An 18,794-nucleotide genomic window follows, 5' to 3' on the forward strand; every position below is an offset into this window, starting at 1 on the left:
ACAATGCGATGGACTGGCGGGGTGCCCCGGCCTACGTGTTTGCCGCAACCGAGGTTCTTTGCATGAGCGTCCAATCCTCCACAGAGCCTGCCGCCTTTCAGCGACAGGCGTCACGGCCCGCCGATCACGCCTTCGGGCCGCGCGACTACGGGCTTTATGCGCTGACGGTGATTGCCTGGAGCGCGTCGTGGTTCGCGATCCGGCTGCAGGTCGGCACAGTGCCCAACGAGGTCAACCTGGTCTGGCGCTTCGCCATCGCCACGGTGTTGATGCTGGCCTGGGTGGTCGTTTCGAAGCGGCGCATCCGCTTTCCCCTCAGGGATCACATCCGCTTCGCCGCGCTTGGCGTCCTGATGTTCTCGTCCAACTTCCTGTTCTTCTACTATGGCGCCGGCTATCTGGTCAGCGGGCTGCTGTCGGTGGTGTTTTCGCTGGCTTCGGTGGTCAACATCATGCTTGCGGCACTTGTCCTGCGCGAGCGGCCGTCGCCGCGGGTGCTCGCCGGCGGCATCCTCGGCTTTTGCGGCATCGCCCTGATGTTCGCGCCCGAGATCACCGCGCACGGCCTGTCGGGCGGCACCATGATCGGGCTGGCCCTGTGCGTTGCCGGAACGCTGTGCTTCTGCCTCGGCAACCAGATTTCCGCCGCCGGCCTGCGCAAGGGGCTGCCGCTGATTCCGATGAGCGCCTGGGGCATGGTCTATGGGACGTTGTGGTCGGCGCTGCTCGCCGTGCTGCTCGGGCGGCCGTTCATCATCGAGCCGACGATTTCCTATCTCGGCTCGCTGCTGTTCCTGGCCGGTCGTCGCGTTCTCGGCCTACCTGACGCTGCTTTCACGCATCGGCCCGGCGCGCGCCGGCTACGCGACGGTGCTGTTCCCCATCTTCGCGCTTCTGCTCTCGACCGCGCTGGAGGGCTACCAGTGGACCACCTTCGCCCTCGCTGGGCTTGTCTTCGTGGCCATCGGCAACGTGCTGGTCATCCGCGCCGGCAAACCGTAACAACGCCAGGCGGGTTTCACCAGCCGGGCATGATCTGGCTCGGCCTGGTGCGCTTCATGCGTGCATAGGCCAGTCCGGCGAAGTCGAAGCTGCCGCCTTCCTCCGAAGCCGGCACGGTGATGTTGTCCAGGCTCTCGCAGATGTGGCGGGCCAGCGCGTCCACCAGTTCCGGCTGGCTTGTCTGGCCGCGCATGATGCCGATGCGGCAGTCGGGCAGGGGGCCGAAGCCGTCGGCCTCGCCCAGCACCCGCATGCCGGGCCGCAGCGCGCATTCGGGCAGCACCGAGATGGCAAGCCCCGAAAGAACGGCCGCCGCGATCACCGTGGCCGAGAAGGACGAGAACAGCACCCGGTAGTCGCGGTTCTGGCGGTCCAGCACGTCGCAGGCGGCGCGCCGCCACACGCAATTCGGGCGGCCGAAGGCCATGGGCAGCACCGCCTCCTCGTGGGTGGCGTGGTTCTGCGAGGAGACCCACAGGAGCGGCTCGCGCCGCACCACCTCCGATTGCGCCCGCGCGTCGTTGTGGGTGACCAGCGCGATGTCGAGGTTGCCGCGCTTGATGTGCTCGACCAGGCCCGGCGTCGGCTCGCAGATGACGGTGAGTTCCACCCGCGGGTTGGAGCGGGCGAAACGCGCCATGATCTCGGGCAGGAAGCGATCGGCATAGTCGTCGGGCGTGCCGATGCGGATGGTGCCTTCCAGCCGGTTGTCGTCGAAGGCGGCCAGCGTCTCGCGGTTGAGGTAGAGCAGCCGCCGCGCGTAGGAGAGCAGCCGCTCGCCCTCTTCGGTCAGCTTGTTCAGCCGGCCGTCCTTTTCGAACAGCGGCTTGCCGATGCGCTCTTCCAGCCGCCGCATCTGCATGGAAACCGCCGACTGGGTGCGGTGCACCTCCTCGGCCGCGCGGGTGAACGAACCGGTATCGGCGATCGAGACGAATGTTTGCAACTGGTCGAGGTCGAGGGGAGCCTTCATCGCCGCAATCCATCATCAGTTTTGATGTCAAAGATTAGAAACATTCGTTGGATTAATCAATCCGCCGGTGCCAAAACCGCCCCGTCCACATGAAGCCGGCAGACACGAGCCGAAAACCCGCCGCGTTCCCGGCGGCGGCCGTGCCGTGTCCGCGCTTCACCACGACGAGGAGACGGACAATGGCCACCTGCAATCTCGCTTCCGGAAGCCCCCGCATCACCCTGCGCCCGGCCGTTGCGACGCGCGTGCTTGCCGCGGCCGCCGGTTTCTACCGCAACTGGAAGAATCGCCGCGCCTTCAACTGCCTCGGCGAGATGACCGACGCCCAGCTTGCCGACATCGGGCTCACCCGCGCCGACCTGAGCTTCGCCGCGCTGCCCTTTGGCGCCGATCCGACGCAAAGGCTGGGCGCGATCGCCGCCGAACGCATGCGCTGCGGCGTCGGCGTACCCGCCAGGACGTGCTGAGCAGCGGCGCCGCACGGGTTCAACTGCAGGCTCCCCCCACCCCAGCCGGCTTCCCACCGGCCGCCTGCATTCCTGCCCGGTCCCTTCGGGGGCCGGGCTTTTTGTTCGGAAAATCCCCCGCCGTCCTCTGTGGATAGCGGTCCGCTGATGACCGGATATTCAAGTCTGTCCGACATTTCTTTCGGCCTCGTCGATGGCGGCAACAGGCTTGCGATTATATGCGGGTCCGGCAGGCCGTGGATGAGATGCGGCGAGGGTTTCCGTCATGCCGGCAGAACGAGCTTGCCGGCAGTGCCGCCTAGCGGCTGCGGTCCATGCCCTTGATGAACTGGTCGAAGATGGATTCCACGCCCTTCTGGTAGTCGTCGCGCTGCTGGCGGCCGGTCTCGAACATCTTGCCGAAGAAATCGTCGTAAGGGTTCTTCGCCGCCGGCTTGCCGGGGCTCGGCTGCGGCCCGGCGGGCGGCGCGTCGTCCGCCTGCTGGCCGCCGCCCAGCATCTGCTCGAGCATCTTGCCCCACGGATTGTCGCCCAACGGATTCTGCGGCTGCCGTTGCGGTGCGCCCGCCGCAGCGCCACCGGCCTGTTTCATCATCTCCGCCAGGATCTGGCCGAACGGATTGTCGGCGCCGAAGCCGCCCGTCGCCTGGCCCGGCGCGCCGGCGGACTGGCGGGGAGACTGGCCGGTGGCCTGTTTCGCCAGCCCGCCCATGAGCATGGAGGCGATCACCGGCAGCATCTGCTGCAACAATTGCTGGCCGAGGCCGGTGGCCTGGGCGGCCTGCGCGGCCACGGCCCGCGACACATCCTTGGAGCCGAACAGGTGGCCGAGAATGCCGTTGCCCTCGTCCACGCCCTGCGGGGCGAAGGCCCGGGCGGCGTCCTCGAAATATCCGGCGTGGTTGCCGCTCGCGATCGCGCTCATGAAGGCGCCGATGCCGTAGGGGTCGGCGGTGTTGCGCTTCAACCCCTGCGAAAAGGCCGGCAGCAGCGCCTCCACCGCCGCCTGCGCCTGCTGCTGGGACAAGTTGAACTGCCTGGCCAGCGCCTCGATGCCCTGGCCGTTCTGGGCCTGGGCCAGCATGTCGAACAAGGGAAGCATCTTTTCTCCTCCTCGAAAACTCGTTGCCACGAGCCTAAAACCTTTCCACCGCCGATAGAAGCCGCTTTTCGTGCCCTCGCGCAGGCTTCTTAGTAGGCATACTCCATGAACACCGGCTCGATCGAGCCGCCCCAGCGCGTGTGATAGGCCGAAAGCATCTCCTCCGCGCTGGTGGTGCCGCGCGCCACCACCTCGTCCAGCGTGTTGAGGAAGGAGGTCTCGTCGTAGCCGTCGCGGTTCAACCTGGCGCGCCGCTTCAGCCCCTGGCGCGAGATCGCCAGCACCTCGCGCGCCACCTCGCGCAGCGCGGTGGTGCGGAAGGGGGTTGCGATCGCCTGCTCGGGCACGGCGTCGCGCATGGCCAGAACCTCCGCATAGGTCCAGTCGGCCGTCAGCGTCTCGGCATCGGCGAGCGCGGCTTCGTCGTAAAGCAGCCCCACCCAGAAGGCCGGCAGCGCGCAGATGCGCCGCCACGGGCCGCCGTCGGCGCCGCGCATCTCCAGGAAGCGCTTCAGCCGCACGTCGGGAAACAGCGTGGACAGGTGATTGGCCCAGTCGCCGATCGTCGGCATGCCGTCGGGCACCTCGTTGCGCGCCGCCCCCGCCATGAACTGGCGGAAGGTGATATGCGTCATGTCGTGGTAGCGGCCGTCGCGGATGACGAAATACATCGGCACGTCCAGCGCCCATTCGACATAGTCGGCAAAGCCGAATTCGGGCGAGAAGCAGAATTCGAGCAGGCCGGAGCGCTGGTTGTCGGTGTCGCGCCAGATGTCGCCGCGCCAGCTCTGGAAGCCGTTCGGCCGCCCGTCGGTGAAGGGCGAATTGGCGAACAGCGCGGTGGCCAGCGGCTGCAGCTTCAGCGAAACCTGCATCTTGCGGCGCATGTCCGCCTCGCTCTCGAAGTCGAGATTCACCTGGATGGTGCAGGTGCGGTACATCATGTCGAGGCCCTTGGCGCCGACCTTGGGCATGTAGCGCGTCATGATCTCGTAGCGCGATTTCGGCATCTTCGGCGTTTCGGCCAGCGTCCATTTCGGGCTGCCGCCGAGGCCGAGAAAGCGGATGCCGAGCGGCTCGGCGATCTCGCGCACCTGCGCCAGATGCGCGTTGCCCTCGCGGCAGGTCTGGTGGATGGTTTCCACCGGCGCACCCGAAAGCTCGAACTGCCCGCCCGGCTCCAGGCTGATCGCGCCCTGGCCGGTCGGCTCCACCAGGCCGATGATGCGGCCGTCGTCGATGATCGGGTCCCAGCCGAGCTTTTCCTGCATGCCTTCCAGGATGGCGCGGATGCCGCGCTCGCCGCCATAGGGCACAGGCCCGTGCCCGTCGACATAGAAGGGGAATTTCTCGTGCTCGGTGCCGATGCGCCATTTCCCGCGCGGCTTGTTGCCTTCGGCCAGCCACGCGACAAGCTCGTCGATGCCCTCGATGGGGCGGAAGTCCGTCGTGTCGCGTGCCATGTGAACCCCTTGTCGATGGGCCGGAAAATTGCCGCGCTACTTGGACATATGGGTTGGTCCGATCAAGCAAAAAATCCTGACCAGGCCATCAGCGAATGTTAAACGGCCGCGCCTCTTCCGCGCCACGCCCGGTTTTCATCCCGTCTGGCCATTGTCGAAGACCTCGGGAAGCGGGGCGCAGGGGCCGTGCCTTGCGAATATCTATGCGTGGCGCGACCAGTCGCCGATGGTGGCCTGCATCACGGCCAGCGCCGCCACGGCCGCCGTGTCGGCGCGCAGGATGCGCGGCCCCAGCGGAATGGCGGTGACGAAGGGCAGCGCCCGCAGCATGGCACGCTCGTCGTCGGAAAAGCCGCCTTCCGGCCCGACCAGCAGGGCAAGTTTCCTCTCGGCGATCGCCAGAAGCCCCGGCAGCGGGTTGTCGGTGGACGCGTCCTCGTCGCAGAACACCAGCCGCCGGTCCCGCTTCCAGCCGGCCAGCAGCCGGTCGAGCTTCTGCGCCTCGCGCAATTCCGGCACGGCCAGGATGCCGCACTGCTCGGCCGCCTCGACCGCATTGGCGCGAAGGCGCTCGAGGCCGGGCTTCGCCACCTGCGTGTGCCGGGTGACGACCGGCTGCAGCACGCCGGCACCCATCTCCACCGCCTTCTGCACCATATAGTCGAGCCGGCCCTGCTTCAGCGGCGCGAAGCAATAGATCAGGTCTGGCAGGGGCGGCTGCGGCCGCTGCAGTTCCAGCACCGCCAGCCGTACCGCTTTCTTCCCGCGTGCCGAGATGGCCGCCGACCATTCGCCGTCGCGGCCGTTGAAGACGAGCACCCGCGCGCCCTCGGCAAGCCGCAGCACATGGGTCAGGTAATGGCTCTGCTGCGGGTCGGCCTCGATCTCCGCATCGGCGGCGAGGGCGTGCGGCACGAACAGCCGCTGCATCTTGTAGTTGGCGCGCATCGCCGAGCAATGCGGCACGGCAGGGCACGGCGTCAAGATGCGGGAAGGCGCTGCCGGGACGCAGAGGGGCATTCGCGCCCGCGGGCGGCATGCTCGTGGATCAACTCGGCGACGTCCCGGCTTGCCTCGACGCTGGCGGGGGGACGTTCCAGCAACGCGACCAGTTCGGGCAGAAGCCCGTCTCCGCGCGACGCGCAAAGGGCGTTGAAAAGCAGCAATGCGTGCATCGGGATCACTCCGCGGCCAAAGGGACACAGGCGATCAGTTGAGCTTGAAAGGTTGCCGTCCGCCATCCGTTTCCGGCCTGAGGGCCGGACTGTGCCGCTGCCCGCACGGCTTGATATCCGGCCTTGGAAACCGAGCCGGTGCGCTCAGTCCTCCACCACCTCGACCACGCCCAGCCGGAAGGGCGCGAAGGAGGTGCGGTGCAGCCGCGCCACCGGGCCGTGGATCTCGATGGCCGTGCGGTGGCGTGCGGTGGCGTAGCCCATATGCAGTTCGAAGCCGTAATGGACGTGGCGGCGGCCGCAATCGGCCATCATGCGGTCGCGCATGACCTTGGCCACGATCGAGGCGGCGGCGATCGACTGCGAGCGCTGGTCGCCCCTGACCAGCGCGCGGCCCTCGCAGGGCAGGCCCGGCGGCACGTCGCGGCCGTCGGCCAGCGCCAGTTTCGGCCGCAGCGGCAGGCCGCACAGCGCCCGCCGCATCGCTTCCAGGCTGGCGCGCAGGATGTTGGAGGCGTCGATGCCCTCGGCCGAGATCGAAGCCATGGACACGCCGAGCGCGCTGGCGAGTATCCTGTCGAACAGCGCTTCGCGCTGCTCGAAAGTCAGCCGCTTCGAATCGTCCAGCCCCTCGGGGATGTTTTCGGGGTCCAGCACCACGGCGGCCGCGGTGACCGGCCCGGCCAGCGGCCCGCGCCCGGCCTCGTCCATGCCGGCCACCGGCCATTGCCCGGCGGCCATGGCCTTCGTCTCGACGGAGAAGTCGGGCTTTTCGACGATCTCGAAGAGGAGCGGAGAATCGGAGCGGGCGCGAACCATGGCGGCGAGATTCGCACCGGCCCCGATTCTCCGCAAGGCCCGGCGAGCCGGTGGGGCGTCGGGTCGCGGGCGCCGTCGACGGCCGGGGGACGAGGGCCGGACGGGGTCTTGAAGGTTTCACTCGGCCCGGGCGGCCGCATGACCGGTTTGCGGCATTTCCGCTTTCTCCGAATCGCGGAACTGCCCCAACCCTTTGTTTTGATGCAATTCCGAACGCAAAACCGCTTCGCACTTCTGCTGGAATTGCTCTAAAGCAGCGTCAACTGCTCATACTGGCGCGCGGCCGGGACGAAATGGTCGGTCCGCAGCCGGCGCCGCACGGTGTTGAGGCCGAGCCGCTTGGCCGCGATCTCGAAGCGCCGGCCGATCTGCCAGGCATAGGGGCCGCTGCCCTTCATGCGCTTGCCCCATTCCGAATCGTAGTCCTTGCCGTCGCGCATGGAGCGGATCAGCGACATGACGTGCCGGTAGCGGTCGGGATAGTGCCGCAGCAGCCAGTCCTTGAAGATGGGCGCCACCTCCAGCGGCAGGCGCAGCAGCACGTAGCCGGCCTCGCGCGCACCGGCCGCGCTGGCCGAATCGAGGATGCGCTCCATCTCCTGGTCGTTCAGCCCCGGCACGATCGGCGCCACCATCACCGAGGCGGGGATGCCGGCTTCCGACAATTGCCGGATCGCCTCCAGCCGCTTCGCCGGGGTGGAGGCGCGCGGCTCCATGGTGCGTGCCAGCATGCGGTCGATCGTCGTCACCGAAAGCGCCACCTTGGCCAGCCCCCGCTCGGCCATGCGCGCCAATATGTCGATGTCGCGCACCACCAGCGCCGACTTGGTGACGATGCCGACCGGATGGCCGCGCGCCTCCAGCACCTCCAGGATCTCGCGCATGATGTGCCATTGCCGCTCCACCGGCTGGTAGGGATCGGTGTTGGTGCCGATGGCGATGGTGCGCGGCTGGTAGCCCGGCTTCGACAGTTCCTTGTCCAGCAGGCGGGCGGCGTCCGGCTTGGCGAACAGCTTCGATTCGAAATCCAGCCCCGGCGACAGGCCCATGTAGCTGTGGCTCGGCCGCGCGAAGCAGTAGACGCAGCCATGCTCGCAGCCGCGATAGGGGTTGATCGAGCGGTCGAAGGAGATGTCGGGCGAATCGTTGCGGGTGATGATGGTGCGCGGCTTCTCCACCTGCACCTCGGTGCGGAAGGGCGGCAGGTCCTCGATGGAATCCCAGCCGTCGTCGAAGGCATGCCGCGTCACCGGCTCGAAGCGGCCGGAGGGATTGATGCCGGCCGAGCGGCCGCGGTTGCGCTCGGGCCGCACCCGCACGCCGCTCTGCTCGATCATGGCATTGGCCATCTCGGCGCGCCCGGCGCCGAAGGCGGCGATGTCCGCACGCACGATCTGCTCCATCTTGGCCCTCTCGAAGGGGCTGTCCGCAGGCTGTCGAATCGCTGTTCCCATGAAATTATTCCTATTTTGTTCTCTGGAACAAAGCAAGAACTTTTTGTCGGGAGGGCGGCGCTGCCTGCCCCTCTCCGGCTCGAAAGGGAAGAGCATGGGCACCGGAATCGCTGGAGAGCGGAGGTGGAAAAAGCGAGCGGAGCGAGCCGTGCCTTTCGCGGCCCCGCTACGTCTATTTCACGCTTTATTTCACTCCGGCGATGGAGCCGCGCACCACCAGGTCGACCGGCCAGACCTCGCCGCGCGCGCCGTCCTCCAGCCCGGCGATGCGCGCCGCCAGCCGCTCGGCCACGCGCGCGCCGGCCAGCCGGATCGAGGAGCGCGTGGTGGAAAGGGGCACCGGGAAGCTTTCGGGCTTCAGCCATGGAAAGACGTCGTCATGGGCGATCAGCGACAGGTCGCCGGGTACGGAAAGGCCGAGTTCGCGCACCGCCCGCACCACGCCCAGCGACATGATGAGGCTGGAGCACAGGATGGCGGTGGGCGCGGCCTCGCCCTCCAGCAACTGCCGGGCCGCGCGGTAGCCGTTCTCCTCAGTCATGGCGGCGGAGGCGGCGTGGCGCGCCTCCAGCGCCAGCCCGGCGCCCGTCAGCGCCCGGCGCATGCCGCGCTCGCGATGGATGGCGAAGGTCTCGCGCGTGTCGCCGTTGATGAGACCGATGCGGCGGTGGCCGAGCTGCACCAGAAGCCGCGTCGCCTCGTGGAAGGCGCCTTCATTGTCGATGTCGATGAAGGGATAGTCGAGATCCAGCCCTTCGCTGCGCCCGTGCACGATGAAGGGCAGGCCGAGCGCGGCCAGCAGCGCCACGCGCCGGTCGCTGGGGCGCGGCGAGGAGATGTAGACGGCATCCACCTGCCGGTTGGCGACGATGCGGCGATAGGTGGTCTCCTGGTCGTCCGCGTCGGCGGGCGAAAGCACCAGGTCCAACTCGTGGCCGCGGGCATAGTCGCCGAGCCCGGAAAGGAACTCCACGAAATGCGGGTCGATGTCGACCGCCGCCCCGGTCGGCAGCACATAGCCGATCATGCCGGACTTGCCCGTCGCCAGTCGCCGCGCGCTCGGGTTGGGCCGGTAACCATGGCGCTTGGCGGCGTCCACCACGCGCCGGCGCGTCTCCTCGCTCACCTCCGGATAGCCGTTCAGGGCCCGGCTCACGGTGGTCTGCGAAAGCTCCAGCATGCGCGAGAGCTGCTTGAGGTTCAATGCGGCCTCCAGGCTTCCAAAGCGCTTTCAAATCTCCACCCGCAACCTTGGCCGCGGCGCGGCGTTCCCATGGCAGGATAGGCGGGGCCGGCGCCGCTTTGAAGTCCCGGATTCTGCTGCGTTGCCAAAAATCCTTGCTGCAATGCACGTCCGCAAAGGTCCATTGCTGATTTCAATCGATTTATATGTGGCCCTCTTGACTCTTTCGGGAGACGATGGCGAGATGCGTACGGCCAAAGCGCTTTGAAGATATCCGCGCAATGTTGCGGATTTCGCCTTGCCGGGGCAGGATCGGTGCCGGGGCAGGGCCGGGGCGATGCCGGCGGCGGAATGGAGGTTCCGTCAAGCGAAGTTCCGTCCGGGGAACGATCCGAAAAGCGGTCCCGGGGGGGAGCCATCATCGGGAGGACGCGAATGAAGAAGATGCTTTTGCTGGGCGCAGCCATTGCCGCCCTGACGCTCGGCGTGCCCGCGCAGGCGGAGCTGAAGTTCAAGCCGGGCGAGGACGCCCGCTTCCACTGGGACAATTACGAGGCGCTCAAAAAGGTCGACCTGAAGGGCGAGACGCTGTCGATTTTCGGGCCGTGGCGCGGCGAGGACGAGGCGCTGGTGCGCACCGTGCTGGAATATTTCCAGGAGGCCACCGGCGCCGAGATCAAATATTCCTCTTCCGAGAACTACGAGCAGCAGATCGTCATCGACACGCAGGCCGGCAGCCCGCCCAACGTGGCCATCCTGCCGCAGCCCGGCCTGATCCAGGACCTGGCGACGAAAGGCCTGCTCACGCCGCTGGGCGACGACGTCGCTGCCTACGTGAAGGAGAACTACGGCGCCGGCCAGTCCTGGGTCGACCTCGGCACCTATACGGACAAGGACGGCAAGAAGCAGTTCTTCGCCTTTCCCTACAAGGCCGACCTGAAGTCGCTGGTGTGGTATTCGCCCGACAATTTCGAGGAGGCCGGCTACGAGGTGCCGACGACCTGGGAAGACATGATGAAGCTGTCGGACCGGATCGTCGCCGATGGCGGCACGCCCTGGTGCATCGGGCTGGGCTCGGGCGGCGCCACCGGCTGGCCGGCCACCGACTGGGTGGAAGACATCATGCTGCGCACCCAGGCCCCGGACGTCTATGACAAATGGGTGACCAACGAGATCGCCTTCGACGACCCGGCCGTGGTGGGCGCGCTGAAGGTGTTCGCGGACATCGCCACCAACGACAAATATGTCGACGGCGGCCACGCGGCCGTGGCGGCCACCGACTTCCGCGACAGCCCCAAGGGCCTCTTCACGGTTCCGCCCAAATGCTACATGCACCGGCAGGCGTCCTTCATCTCCTCCTTCTTCCCCGAGGGCACGAAGCTGGGCACCGACGCCGATTTCTTCTACCTCCCGGCCATGGCCTCCAAGCCCGATCTCGGCAAGCCGGTGCTGGGCGCCGGCACCTTCGCCATGATCACCAAGGACTCCAAGGCCGCGCGCGAATTCATCAACTTCCTGGAGATGCCGCTGGCGCATGAGATATGGATGGCGCAGTCGGGTCTGCTGACCCCGCTGAAGACGGTCAACCAGGACGCCTACGCCAACGACGCGCTGAAGAAGCAGGGCGAGATCCTCACCACCGCCACCACCTTCCGCTTCGACGGCTCCGACATGATGCCGGGCAAGATCGGCGCGGGCGCTTTCTGGACCGGCATGGTCGACCTCGTCGGCGGCAAGTCGCCGGAAGCGGTGGCCGCCGACATCCAGAAGAGCTGGGACGCGATCAAATAGGGGGGCCGGGAGGCCCCGCCCGGCCTGTCGCCGTCTCACTGCCGTGCGTCCTTCGAGGCTCGAAGGACGCACGATAGAAACTTTGGAAGGGTCATCGATCGAACGGGGAACGCCATGGCAGCCCAGATTTTCTCGGCCATTCTCGTCATCGTCGTGGGGGTCGGCGGCTGCGTCGCCTATTTCTGGGGCGCCAACCGGCTGCTCGACCTCGTCTTTCCCGCCCGCGGCGTCTCCGGCATGGCTGCGGTGGACAATCTGCGCCGGCAGGGCATGATCCGGCCCTGGCTGTTCGTCGGCCCGGCGCTTCTCATCCTCGTCATCTACCTGATCTATCCGGTGGTTGAGACGCTGCGGCTGTCCTTCATGGACCGTGGCGGCACCGCCTTCGTCGGCTTCGCCAACTACCAGTGGGCGCTCGGCGACCGCGAGTTCCGCAACTCCATCCTCAACAACGTGCTGTGGCTGGCCGTGGTGCCGGCGGCCTGCACCTTCCTCGGTTTGGTGATCGCCGTGCTCACCGACCGCATCTGGTGGGGCACCGTCGCCAAGAGCCTGATCTTCCTGCCGCTGGCCATCTCCTTCGTCGGCGCCAGCGTCATCTGGAAGTTCATCTACGAATACAAGGGTGCCGGCCAGACCCAGATCGGCATTCTCAACGCCATCGTGCAATATTTCGGCGGCACGCCGCAGGTGTGGATCTCGCTGCCCTTCTGGAACAATTTCTTCCTCATGGTCATCCTGGTCTGGATCCAGACCGGCTTTGCCATGGTCATCCTGTCTTCGGCCCTGCGCGGCATTCCGGAAGAGACGATCGAGGCGGCCGTCATCGATGGCGCCAATCCGTTCCAGATCTTCTGGAAGATCATGATCCCGCAGATCTGGGGCACCATCGCGGTGGTGTGGACCACCATCACCATTCTGGTGCTGAAGGTGTTCGACATCGTGCTGACCATGACCAACGGCCAGTGGAACAGCCAGGTGCTGGCCAATTTGATGTTCGACTGGATGTTCCGCGGCGGCGGCGATTTCGGCCGCGGCGCCACCATCGCCATCGTCATCATGCTGGCCGTCATCCCCATCATGGTCTGGAACATCCGCCAGGCCAACCGCGAAGCGGGAGGGCGCTGACATGGCTGTCCCGAAAAGAGCCGGCGCGGCGAAAAAATCCTTCTTCGGCCGTTTCGGCGTGCATCTGGCCGTGTTCGTCTTCGTGGCGCTGTGGACCATCCCCACGCTCGGCATCCTGGTCTCCTCGCTGCGCGACAAGGACCAGATCGTGGCCTCCGGCTGGTGGACGGCGCTGACCAGTTCCACCCGCACCGAGGCCGGGCGCCTCGGCACCGCCGCAGACCAGGTCGGTGAGGACGGCACGTACCGCATCGCCGGCAATCTCTTCGACGAAGGCGATGCCCGCACGCTCACCGCCTTCGGCACGCGCGCGCAGGAACCTTCCCAATACCGGCCCGGCGAGACGGCCGACCTGGGCAAGGGCGTCACTCTCCAGGTGAACCAGGACGGCTCCTACGTCATGGTCTCGCCGGCGCCCTTCGAGGGCGAACGCGGCCGGCGGGTCTATTTCGCGGCGTCCTCGCCGCCGAAATTCACCACCGACAATTACCACGCCGTGCTGAACTCGGAAGGCATCGGCCGCTCCTTCCTGAACTCGCTGACGGTGACGATCCCGGCCACGGTCATCCCCATCCTGATCGCCGCCTTCGCCGCCTATGCGCTGGCGTGGATGCGCTTTCCCGGCCGCGCGCTGCTGATCGCCACCGTCATCGGCCTGCTGGTCGTGCCGCTGCAGATGTCGCTGATCCCGCTGCTCAAGCTCTACAACGGCGTCGGCACCTTCTTCGGCGTGCCGTCCAAGACCTATCTCGGCATCTGGCTGGCGCATACCGGCTTCGGCCTGCCCTTCGCCATCTACCTCTTGCGCTCCTACATCGCCGGCCTGCCGCGCGAGATCATGGAATCGGCGCGCATCGACGGCGCCAGCGACTTCGAGATCTTCGTCAAGATCGTGCTGCCGCTGTCGTTCCCGGTGCTGGCGTCCTTCGCCATCTTCCAGTTCCTGTGGGTGTGGAACGATCTGCTGGTGGCGATGGTTTTCCTGGGCACCGAGGTCGACCAGATCGTGCTCACCGCCAAGCTCAACGCGCTTCTCGGCTCGCGCGGCGGCGACTGGGAAATCCTCACCACTTCGGCCTTCGTCACCATATTGGTGCCGCTGGTCGTGTTCTTCTCGCTGCAGCGCTATTTTGTGCGCGGGCTGCTGGCGGGGTCGGTAAAGGGAGGCTGAGGCTTCATGCAGTCGGCAAGGAAAATCGAAAACCCGGCAGCGGCCGTCGACCGCGACTGGTGGCGCGGGGCGGTGATCTACCAGATCTATCCGCGCAGCTACCAGGACAGCGACGGCGACGGCATCGGCGACCTGAAGGGCATAACCCGAAGGCTCGGCTACGTCGCTTCGCTCGGGGTGGATGCCATCTGGATCTCGCCCTTCTTCAAGTCGCCGATGAAGGATTTCGGCTACGACGTGAGCGACTATTGCGACGTCGACCCGATGTTCGGGCGGCTTGCCGATTTCGACGCGCTGGTGGCCGAGGCGCACCGGCTGGGCCTGAAGGTGATGATCGACGTCGTGCTGTCGCACACGGCGGACAGCCATCCATGGTTCGTCGAGAGCCGGTCGAGCCGGAGCAATCCGAAGGCTGGCTGGTATGTCTGGGCCGACGCGAAGCCCGACGGCACCCCGCCCAACAACTGGCTGTCCATCTTCGGCGGCTCCGCCTGGCAATGGGACACGCGCCGCCAGCAATACTACCTGCACAATTTCCTGGCCGAACAGCCGGACCTCAATTTCCACAATCGAGACGTGCAGGACGCGCTGCTCGACGCCACCCGCTTCTGGCTGGAGCGCGGGGTGGACGGCTTCCGCCTCGACACCATCAATTTCTATTTCCATTCGCAGGGGCTGGAGGACAATCCGCCCCTGCCGCCGGCCGAGCGCAACGACCAGACCGCGCCGGCGGTGAACCCCTACAACTACCAGGATCATCTCTACGACAAGAGCCGCCCCGAGAACCTGGCGTTCCTGGAGCGGTTCCGCGCCCTGCTCGACGAATATCCGGCCGCCGCGGCGGTGGGCGAGGTGGGCGATTCCCAGCGCGCGCTGGAAGTGGTGGCCGCCTATACGGAAGACGGCAAGCGCGTGCAGATGTGCTACGCCTTCGACTTCCTGGCGCCCGAGAAGATCAGCGCCGCCAAGGTGCGCGCCGTGCTGGAGGAGTTCGGCAAGGTGGCCGCCGACGGCTGGTCGTGCTGGGCCTTCTCCAACCACGACGTGGTGCGCCACGCCACCCGCTGGGCGGCGGGCGAGGCCGACCCGACGGCCTATCTCAAGGTGGTCTCGGCGCTGCTGATGTCGCTGCGCGGCTCGGTCTGCATCTATCAGGGCGAGGAACTGGGCCTCACCGAAGCAAACCTCGCCTTCGAGGACCTGCGCGACCCCTACGGCATCCGCTTCTGGCCCGAATTCAAGGGCCGCGACGGCTGCCGCACGCCGATGGTGTGGGACGCGCATGCCGAGAATGGCGGTTTCTCGGATGCCAAGCCGTGGCTGCCGGTGCCGCGCGAGCATCTGGCGCGGGCCGTCGACGGCCAGCAGGGCGATGCCGGCTCCTTGCTGGAGCACTATCGCCGCTTCCTCGCCTTCCGCCGCAACCATCCGGCGCTGGCCAAGGGCGACATCGAATTCATCGCCGGCGACGGCGACGTGGTGGCGTTTTCGCGGCGCGAGGGCAACGAGCGCATCGTCTGTGCCTTCAATCTCGGCAGCCGGCCGGCCGAACTGGAGCTTGGCGCCGGCCGCTTGCAGCCGCATGATGGCCACGGCTTCTCCGGCCAGTCGGGCGCGGGGCCGTTGCGGCTGGCCGGCTACGGGGCCTGGTTCGGGCGGGTCGCCTGAAACGGACAGGGGAAAATCAAAGGGGGAGAAAAATCATGGCCGAGCTGACGCTTCGACAGGTGAAGAAGTCCTACGGCAACGTGCATGTTCTCCATGGAATCGACCTCGACATCAAATCGGGCGAGTTCATCGTCTTCGTAGGCCCTTCCGGCTGCGGCAAGTCCACGCTGCTGCGCACCATCGCCGGGCTGGAGGACATCACCTCGGGCGAACTGAAGATTGATGGCGAGGTGGTCAACGACGTGCCGCCCTCCCGGCGCGGCATCGCCATGGTGTTCCAGTCCTACGCGCTCTATCCGCACATGACCGTCTACGACAACATGGCCTTCGGCATGCGGATCGCGCGCGAGAGCAAGGCCGAGATCGACCGGCGGGTGCGGCAGGCGGCCGAGATCCTGCAATTGACGAAATATCTCGACCGGCTGCCGCGCGCCATGTCGGGCGGCCAGCGCCAGCGCGTGGCCATCGGCCGCGCCATCGTGCGCAACCCGAAGGTCTTCCTGTTCGACGAGCCGCTGTCGAACCTCGATGCCGCGCTGCGCGTGGCCACCCGCATCGAGATCGCCAAGCTGAAGGAGACCATGCCGGCCACGACGATGATCTACGTCACCCACGACCAGGTCGAGGCGATGACGTTGGCGGACCGCATCGTCGTGCTGAAGGACGGCAATGTCGAGCAGATCGGCACGCCGATGGAACTCTACAAGAAGCCGGGCAACCTGTTCGTGGCGCAGTTCATCGGCTCGCCGGCCATGAACGTCCTGCCGGCGACGGTGGAGAAGGCCGGCACAGCCACGCTTCTGAGCCATTCCGGCGGCCGCAGGACGACGGTGCCGATCGCCACGCCGGCTGGCGCGCAGGGCGGGGCGGTGACCTTCGGCGTGCGGCCGGAGGACCTGGCGATCGCGACCGGCGCCGACCATCTGTTCGAAGGCAGGGCCGACTATGTCGAGCAACTGGGCGAGGTGCAACTCGTCTATGTCGACACCGGCCGCGGTGGCGAGCCGCTGGTGGCGAAGCTGCCGGGCAATGCCGAGATCAGGCGCGGCGCCATGCTGCGCCTTGCGGCCGAGCCGCGCGACCTGCACATGTTCGACGGCGAGGGGCGTTCCTTCCTCGGCCGCGAGGCGGCGGCCGAGGCGGCCTGAGCCGCGTCCTGTTCCCGGGCCGGCCGAAAATAAAAGCGGCGGGACAAGCCCGCCGCTTTGGGACTGCGAATGCCGCTGTCGATCAGTGCTCGAACTGCGGCTGGATCTTGTTGGTCGCCCGGTTCTGGGCGTTGTCCTCATGCGTCTTCGTCACGTGCTTGCGCACGATCGAGGACGTGTAGCCGCTGTCTGTCGTGCTGGCCTGGGGGAGGGTATCCTGCGAGCCGTAATGGTCGCTGCCGTGTGCGAAGGCGCCACCGGCGGCAACGAGCAGGGCGGCGGCGGTAAGAGCGATCGTTTTCATTTTCGTACTCCAAATTCTTCAATGTCTGTCTCGTCCGTCCCCGGCGCCTTGGGAGGATCGCGTCGATCGGACAACGGTGATTTGGGTGCGCCGCCCTCCAATTGCTAATCACGATATTGTTCCGCCTGGTCCAAGAATCGAGGGGTTGAAGCCGCGCGCGTTTTTCCTATTCGATGAATAAAATACGAGAATTCAATGGCTTGCGTGATTGCGTCCTGGCCCGGTTTCCTCCAGGATACTTAGCCGGCGTTCACAGCGTCGTGCACGCTGCGTCAACCGAAACGATCAAAAAAACGCTACTGGCATCCGATGGCGGATGCTGCCTTTCGCGGCTGGCCCCATGCGGCGGCCGGGCTGCGGCTTGAGCCGGCGCGGGCGGGACGATACAACTTCAGCGGAAGGCATGATCGGCAGAGGGCCGGACCGGAGCCCGGAAAGGAAAAGACGATGTTGCGCAAGACGGATTTCTTCATTGACGGAAAATGGACCGCTCCGGTGACGCCGAAGGAACTGGAGGTCATCAACCCGGCCGACGAGCAGCCCTTCGCGGTGATCTCGCTGGGCTCGGCCGCCGATGTCGACAAGGCGGTGGCGGCCGCGCGGCGCGCTTTCGACGGCTGGGCCGCTACCAGCCGCGAGGAGCGGCTGGCGGCGCTGGAGCGCCTGCTTGCCGTCTACACGCGGCGCATGGACGACATGGCCAAGGCGATCTCCGATGAGATGGGCGCGCCGATCAAGCTGGCCATGGAAGCCCAGGCCGCCTGCGGCGCCGGCCACATCAAGGCGTTCATCCGCTCGCTGAAGAGCTTCACCTTCGAGCACGCGCTGGACGAGCGCAACCCGCAGGAGCGCATCGTGCACGAGCCGATCGGCGTGTGCGGGCTCATCACGCCGTGGAACTGGCCGATGAACCAGGTGACGCTGAAGGTCGTTCCGGCCATCGCGGCCGGCTGCACGGTGGTGTTGAAGCCCTCCGAGATCGCGCCGGTGTCGTCGATCGTCTTCGCCGAGATGATGGAGGAAGCCGGCTTCCCCGCCGGCGTCTTCAACATGGTCAATGGCGACGGCCCGACGGTGGGCGAGGCGCTGTCGCGCCATCCCGGCATCGACATGATGTCGTTCACCGGCTCCACGCGCGCCGGCATCGCCGTGTCCAAGTCGGCGGCCGACACCATCAAGCGCGTGGCGCTGGAACTGGGCGGCAAGTCGCCCAACATCGTCTTCGCCGATTCCGACCTGCCGGACGCCATCGCCCGCGGCCTGGCGCATTGCTTCGAGAACACCGGCCAGTCCTGCAACGCGCCCACCCGCATGCTGGTGGAGCGCCCCGTCTACGACCGCGCCGTCAGCCTGGCGGCCGACTATGCCGCCACCGTCAAGGTCGGCAACCCGGCCGAGGACGGCGACCATATCGGCCCGCTCGTGTCGGAAATGCAGTTCAACAAGGTGCAGGGCCTGATCGAGGCCGGCATCAAGGAGGGCGCGCGCGTGATCGCCGGCGGGCTCGGCCGGCCGGAAGGCTTCAACCGCGGCTATTACGTGCGCCCGACGGTTTTCGCCGACGTCAACAACGACATGACCATCGCCAGGGAGGAGATCTTCGGCCCGGTGCTGGCCATGATCCCCTTCGACAATGAGGACGAGGCCATCGCCATCGCCAACGACACGCCCTACGGCCTGTCCGGCTATGTCCAGACACAGGACAAGGCCAAGGCCCAGCGCGTGGCCCGCCGCATCCGCGCCGGCATGGTGCAGATCAACGGCGCTGACCGGCCCTATGGCAGCCCGTTCGGCGGCTACAAGGCCTCCGGCCTTGGCCGCGAGGGCGGCAAGTGGGGCCTGGACGATTTCCTCGAGGTCAAGGCGATCAGCGGCTGGGACGAGACCGCCGCCGGTTGAGACCGTCTTCGACGACAGCGGCGGCGCGCTTTCTTGCGGAAGCGCGC

The 18,794-nt window shown here is 66.8% G+C and carries 17 protein-coding genes; 8 read left to right on the forward strand and 9 right to left on the reverse strand.

Annotation, left to right across the window (positions count from 1 at the left end; translation table 11 throughout):
* Positions 1-62 precede the first annotated feature (62 nt).
* Positions 63-1,070 (forward strand): DMT family transporter, encoded by a 1,008-nt coding sequence (locus tag ACTDI4_RS07155; RefSeq protein ID WP_442840489.1) that lies wholly within the window; start codon positions 63-65, stop codon positions 1,068-1,070.
* On the opposite strand, the gene ACTDI4_RS07160 is transcribed toward ACTDI4_RS07155, so the two are convergent.
* Positions 1,019-1,975, reverse strand: coding sequence for a LysR substrate-binding domain-containing protein (locus ACTDI4_RS07160; protein WP_442840490.1), 957 nt, complete (start codon positions 1,973-1,975; stop codon positions 1,019-1,021). The two genes, ACTDI4_RS07155 and ACTDI4_RS07160, sit on opposite strands and share 52 nt — an antisense overlap.
* A gap of 179 nt (positions 1,976-2,154) precedes the next feature.
* Between ACTDI4_RS07160 and ACTDI4_RS07165 the strand changes: the two genes are divergently transcribed.
* The gene (locus ACTDI4_RS07165; protein WP_442840491.1) at positions 2,155-2,442 is read left to right on the forward strand and encodes a DUF1127 domain-containing protein; all 288 of its coding nucleotides are present in this window, start codon (positions 2,155-2,157) and stop codon (positions 2,440-2,442) included.
* A gap of 298 nt (positions 2,443-2,740) precedes the next feature.
* On the opposite strand, the gene ACTDI4_RS07170 is transcribed toward ACTDI4_RS07165, so the two are convergent.
* The 7 genes from ACTDI4_RS07170 to ACTDI4_RS07200 form a co-directional block, all read right to left on the reverse strand.
* Positions 2,741-3,544 carry a DUF937 domain-containing protein gene (locus ACTDI4_RS07170; protein WP_442840492.1) on the reverse strand — a complete coding sequence of 268 codons (804 nt, stop codon included), beginning with the start codon at positions 3,542-3,544 and terminating at the stop codon, positions 2,741-2,743.
* Positions 3,545-3,633: 89 nt separating this feature from the next.
* A complete protein-coding gene (locus ACTDI4_RS07175; protein WP_442840493.1) occupies positions 3,634-5,007 on the reverse strand; it encodes a glutamate--cysteine ligase in 1,374 nt (457 codons plus the stop codon).
* A gap of 201 nt (positions 5,008-5,208) precedes the next feature.
* On the reverse strand, positions 5,209-5,955 hold the full coding sequence (locus ACTDI4_RS07180; RefSeq protein ID WP_442843286.1) for a 16S rRNA (uracil(1498)-N(3))-methyltransferase: 747 nt from the start codon (positions 5,953-5,955) through the stop codon (positions 5,209-5,211).
* Between the two features lie 32 nt (positions 5,956-5,987).
* Positions 5,988-6,248, reverse strand: coding sequence for a hypothetical protein (locus ACTDI4_RS07185; RefSeq protein WP_442840494.1), 261 nt, complete (start codon positions 6,246-6,248; stop codon positions 5,988-5,990).
* Between the two features lie 78 nt (positions 6,249-6,326).
* Entirely contained in the window at positions 6,327-7,001 is a 675-nt protein-coding gene (locus ACTDI4_RS07190) for a ribonuclease HII (protein ID WP_442840495.1), read from the reverse strand.
* 248 nt (positions 7,002-7,249) lie between these two features.
* Entirely contained in the window at positions 7,250-8,404 is a 1,155-nt protein-coding gene (locus ACTDI4_RS07195; protein WP_442843287.1) for a PA0069 family radical SAM protein, read from the reverse strand.
* Positions 8,405-8,639: 235 nt separating this feature from the next.
* Positions 8,640-9,659 carry a substrate-binding domain-containing protein gene (locus ACTDI4_RS07200; RefSeq protein ID WP_442840496.1) on the reverse strand — a complete coding sequence of 340 codons (1,020 nt, stop codon included), beginning with the start codon at positions 9,657-9,659 and terminating at the stop codon, positions 8,640-8,642.
* A 414-nt stretch (positions 9,660-10,073) separates the two neighbouring features.
* Between ACTDI4_RS07200 and ACTDI4_RS07205 the strand changes: the two genes are divergently transcribed.
* From ACTDI4_RS07205 to ACTDI4_RS07225, 5 genes are all read left to right on the forward strand, one after another.
* The gene (locus tag ACTDI4_RS07205) at positions 10,074-11,429 is read left to right on the forward strand and encodes an ABC transporter substrate-binding protein (RefSeq protein ID WP_442840497.1); all 1,356 of its coding nucleotides are present in this window, start codon (positions 10,074-10,076) and stop codon (positions 11,427-11,429) included.
* A 114-nt stretch (positions 11,430-11,543) separates the two neighbouring features.
* Positions 11,544-12,557 carry a carbohydrate ABC transporter permease gene (locus ACTDI4_RS07210; protein ID WP_442840498.1) on the forward strand — a complete coding sequence of 338 codons (1,014 nt, stop codon included), beginning with the start codon at positions 11,544-11,546 and terminating at the stop codon, positions 12,555-12,557.
* 1 nt (position 12,558) lies between these two features.
* Positions 12,559-13,728: a carbohydrate ABC transporter permease gene (locus ACTDI4_RS07215; protein WP_442840499.1), complete on the forward strand. Its 1,170-nt coding sequence runs from the start codon at positions 12,559-12,561 to the stop codon at positions 13,726-13,728.
* A gap of 6 nt (positions 13,729-13,734) precedes the next feature.
* The gene (gene bglA, locus ACTDI4_RS07220) at positions 13,735-15,396 is read left to right on the forward strand and encodes a beta-galactosidase BglA (protein ID WP_442840500.1); all 1,662 of its coding nucleotides are present in this window, start codon (positions 13,735-13,737) and stop codon (positions 15,394-15,396) included.
* A 35-nt stretch (positions 15,397-15,431) separates the two neighbouring features.
* A complete protein-coding gene (locus ACTDI4_RS07225) occupies positions 15,432-16,544 on the forward strand; it encodes an ABC transporter ATP-binding protein (RefSeq protein WP_442840501.1) in 1,113 nt (370 codons plus the stop codon).
* Between the two features lie 82 nt (positions 16,545-16,626).
* Here the strand turns inward: ACTDI4_RS07225 and ACTDI4_RS07230 are convergent, their stop codons facing one another.
* Entirely contained in the window at positions 16,627-16,848 is a 222-nt protein-coding gene (locus ACTDI4_RS07230; RefSeq protein WP_442840502.1) for a DUF680 domain-containing protein, read from the reverse strand.
* Between the two features lie 447 nt (positions 16,849-17,295).
* Between ACTDI4_RS07230 and ACTDI4_RS07235 the strand changes: the two genes are divergently transcribed.
* Positions 17,296-18,747 (forward strand): aldehyde dehydrogenase family protein, encoded by a 1,452-nt coding sequence (locus ACTDI4_RS07235; RefSeq protein WP_442840503.1) that lies wholly within the window; start codon positions 17,296-17,298, stop codon positions 18,745-18,747.
* The last annotated feature ends 47 nt before the right edge of the window (positions 18,748-18,794 follow it).

The sequence above is a fragment of the Mesorhizobium sp. PUT5 genome, from assembly GCF_052216645.1.
Classification (GTDB): Bacteria; Pseudomonadota; Alphaproteobacteria; order Rhizobiales; family Rhizobiaceae; genus Mesorhizobium.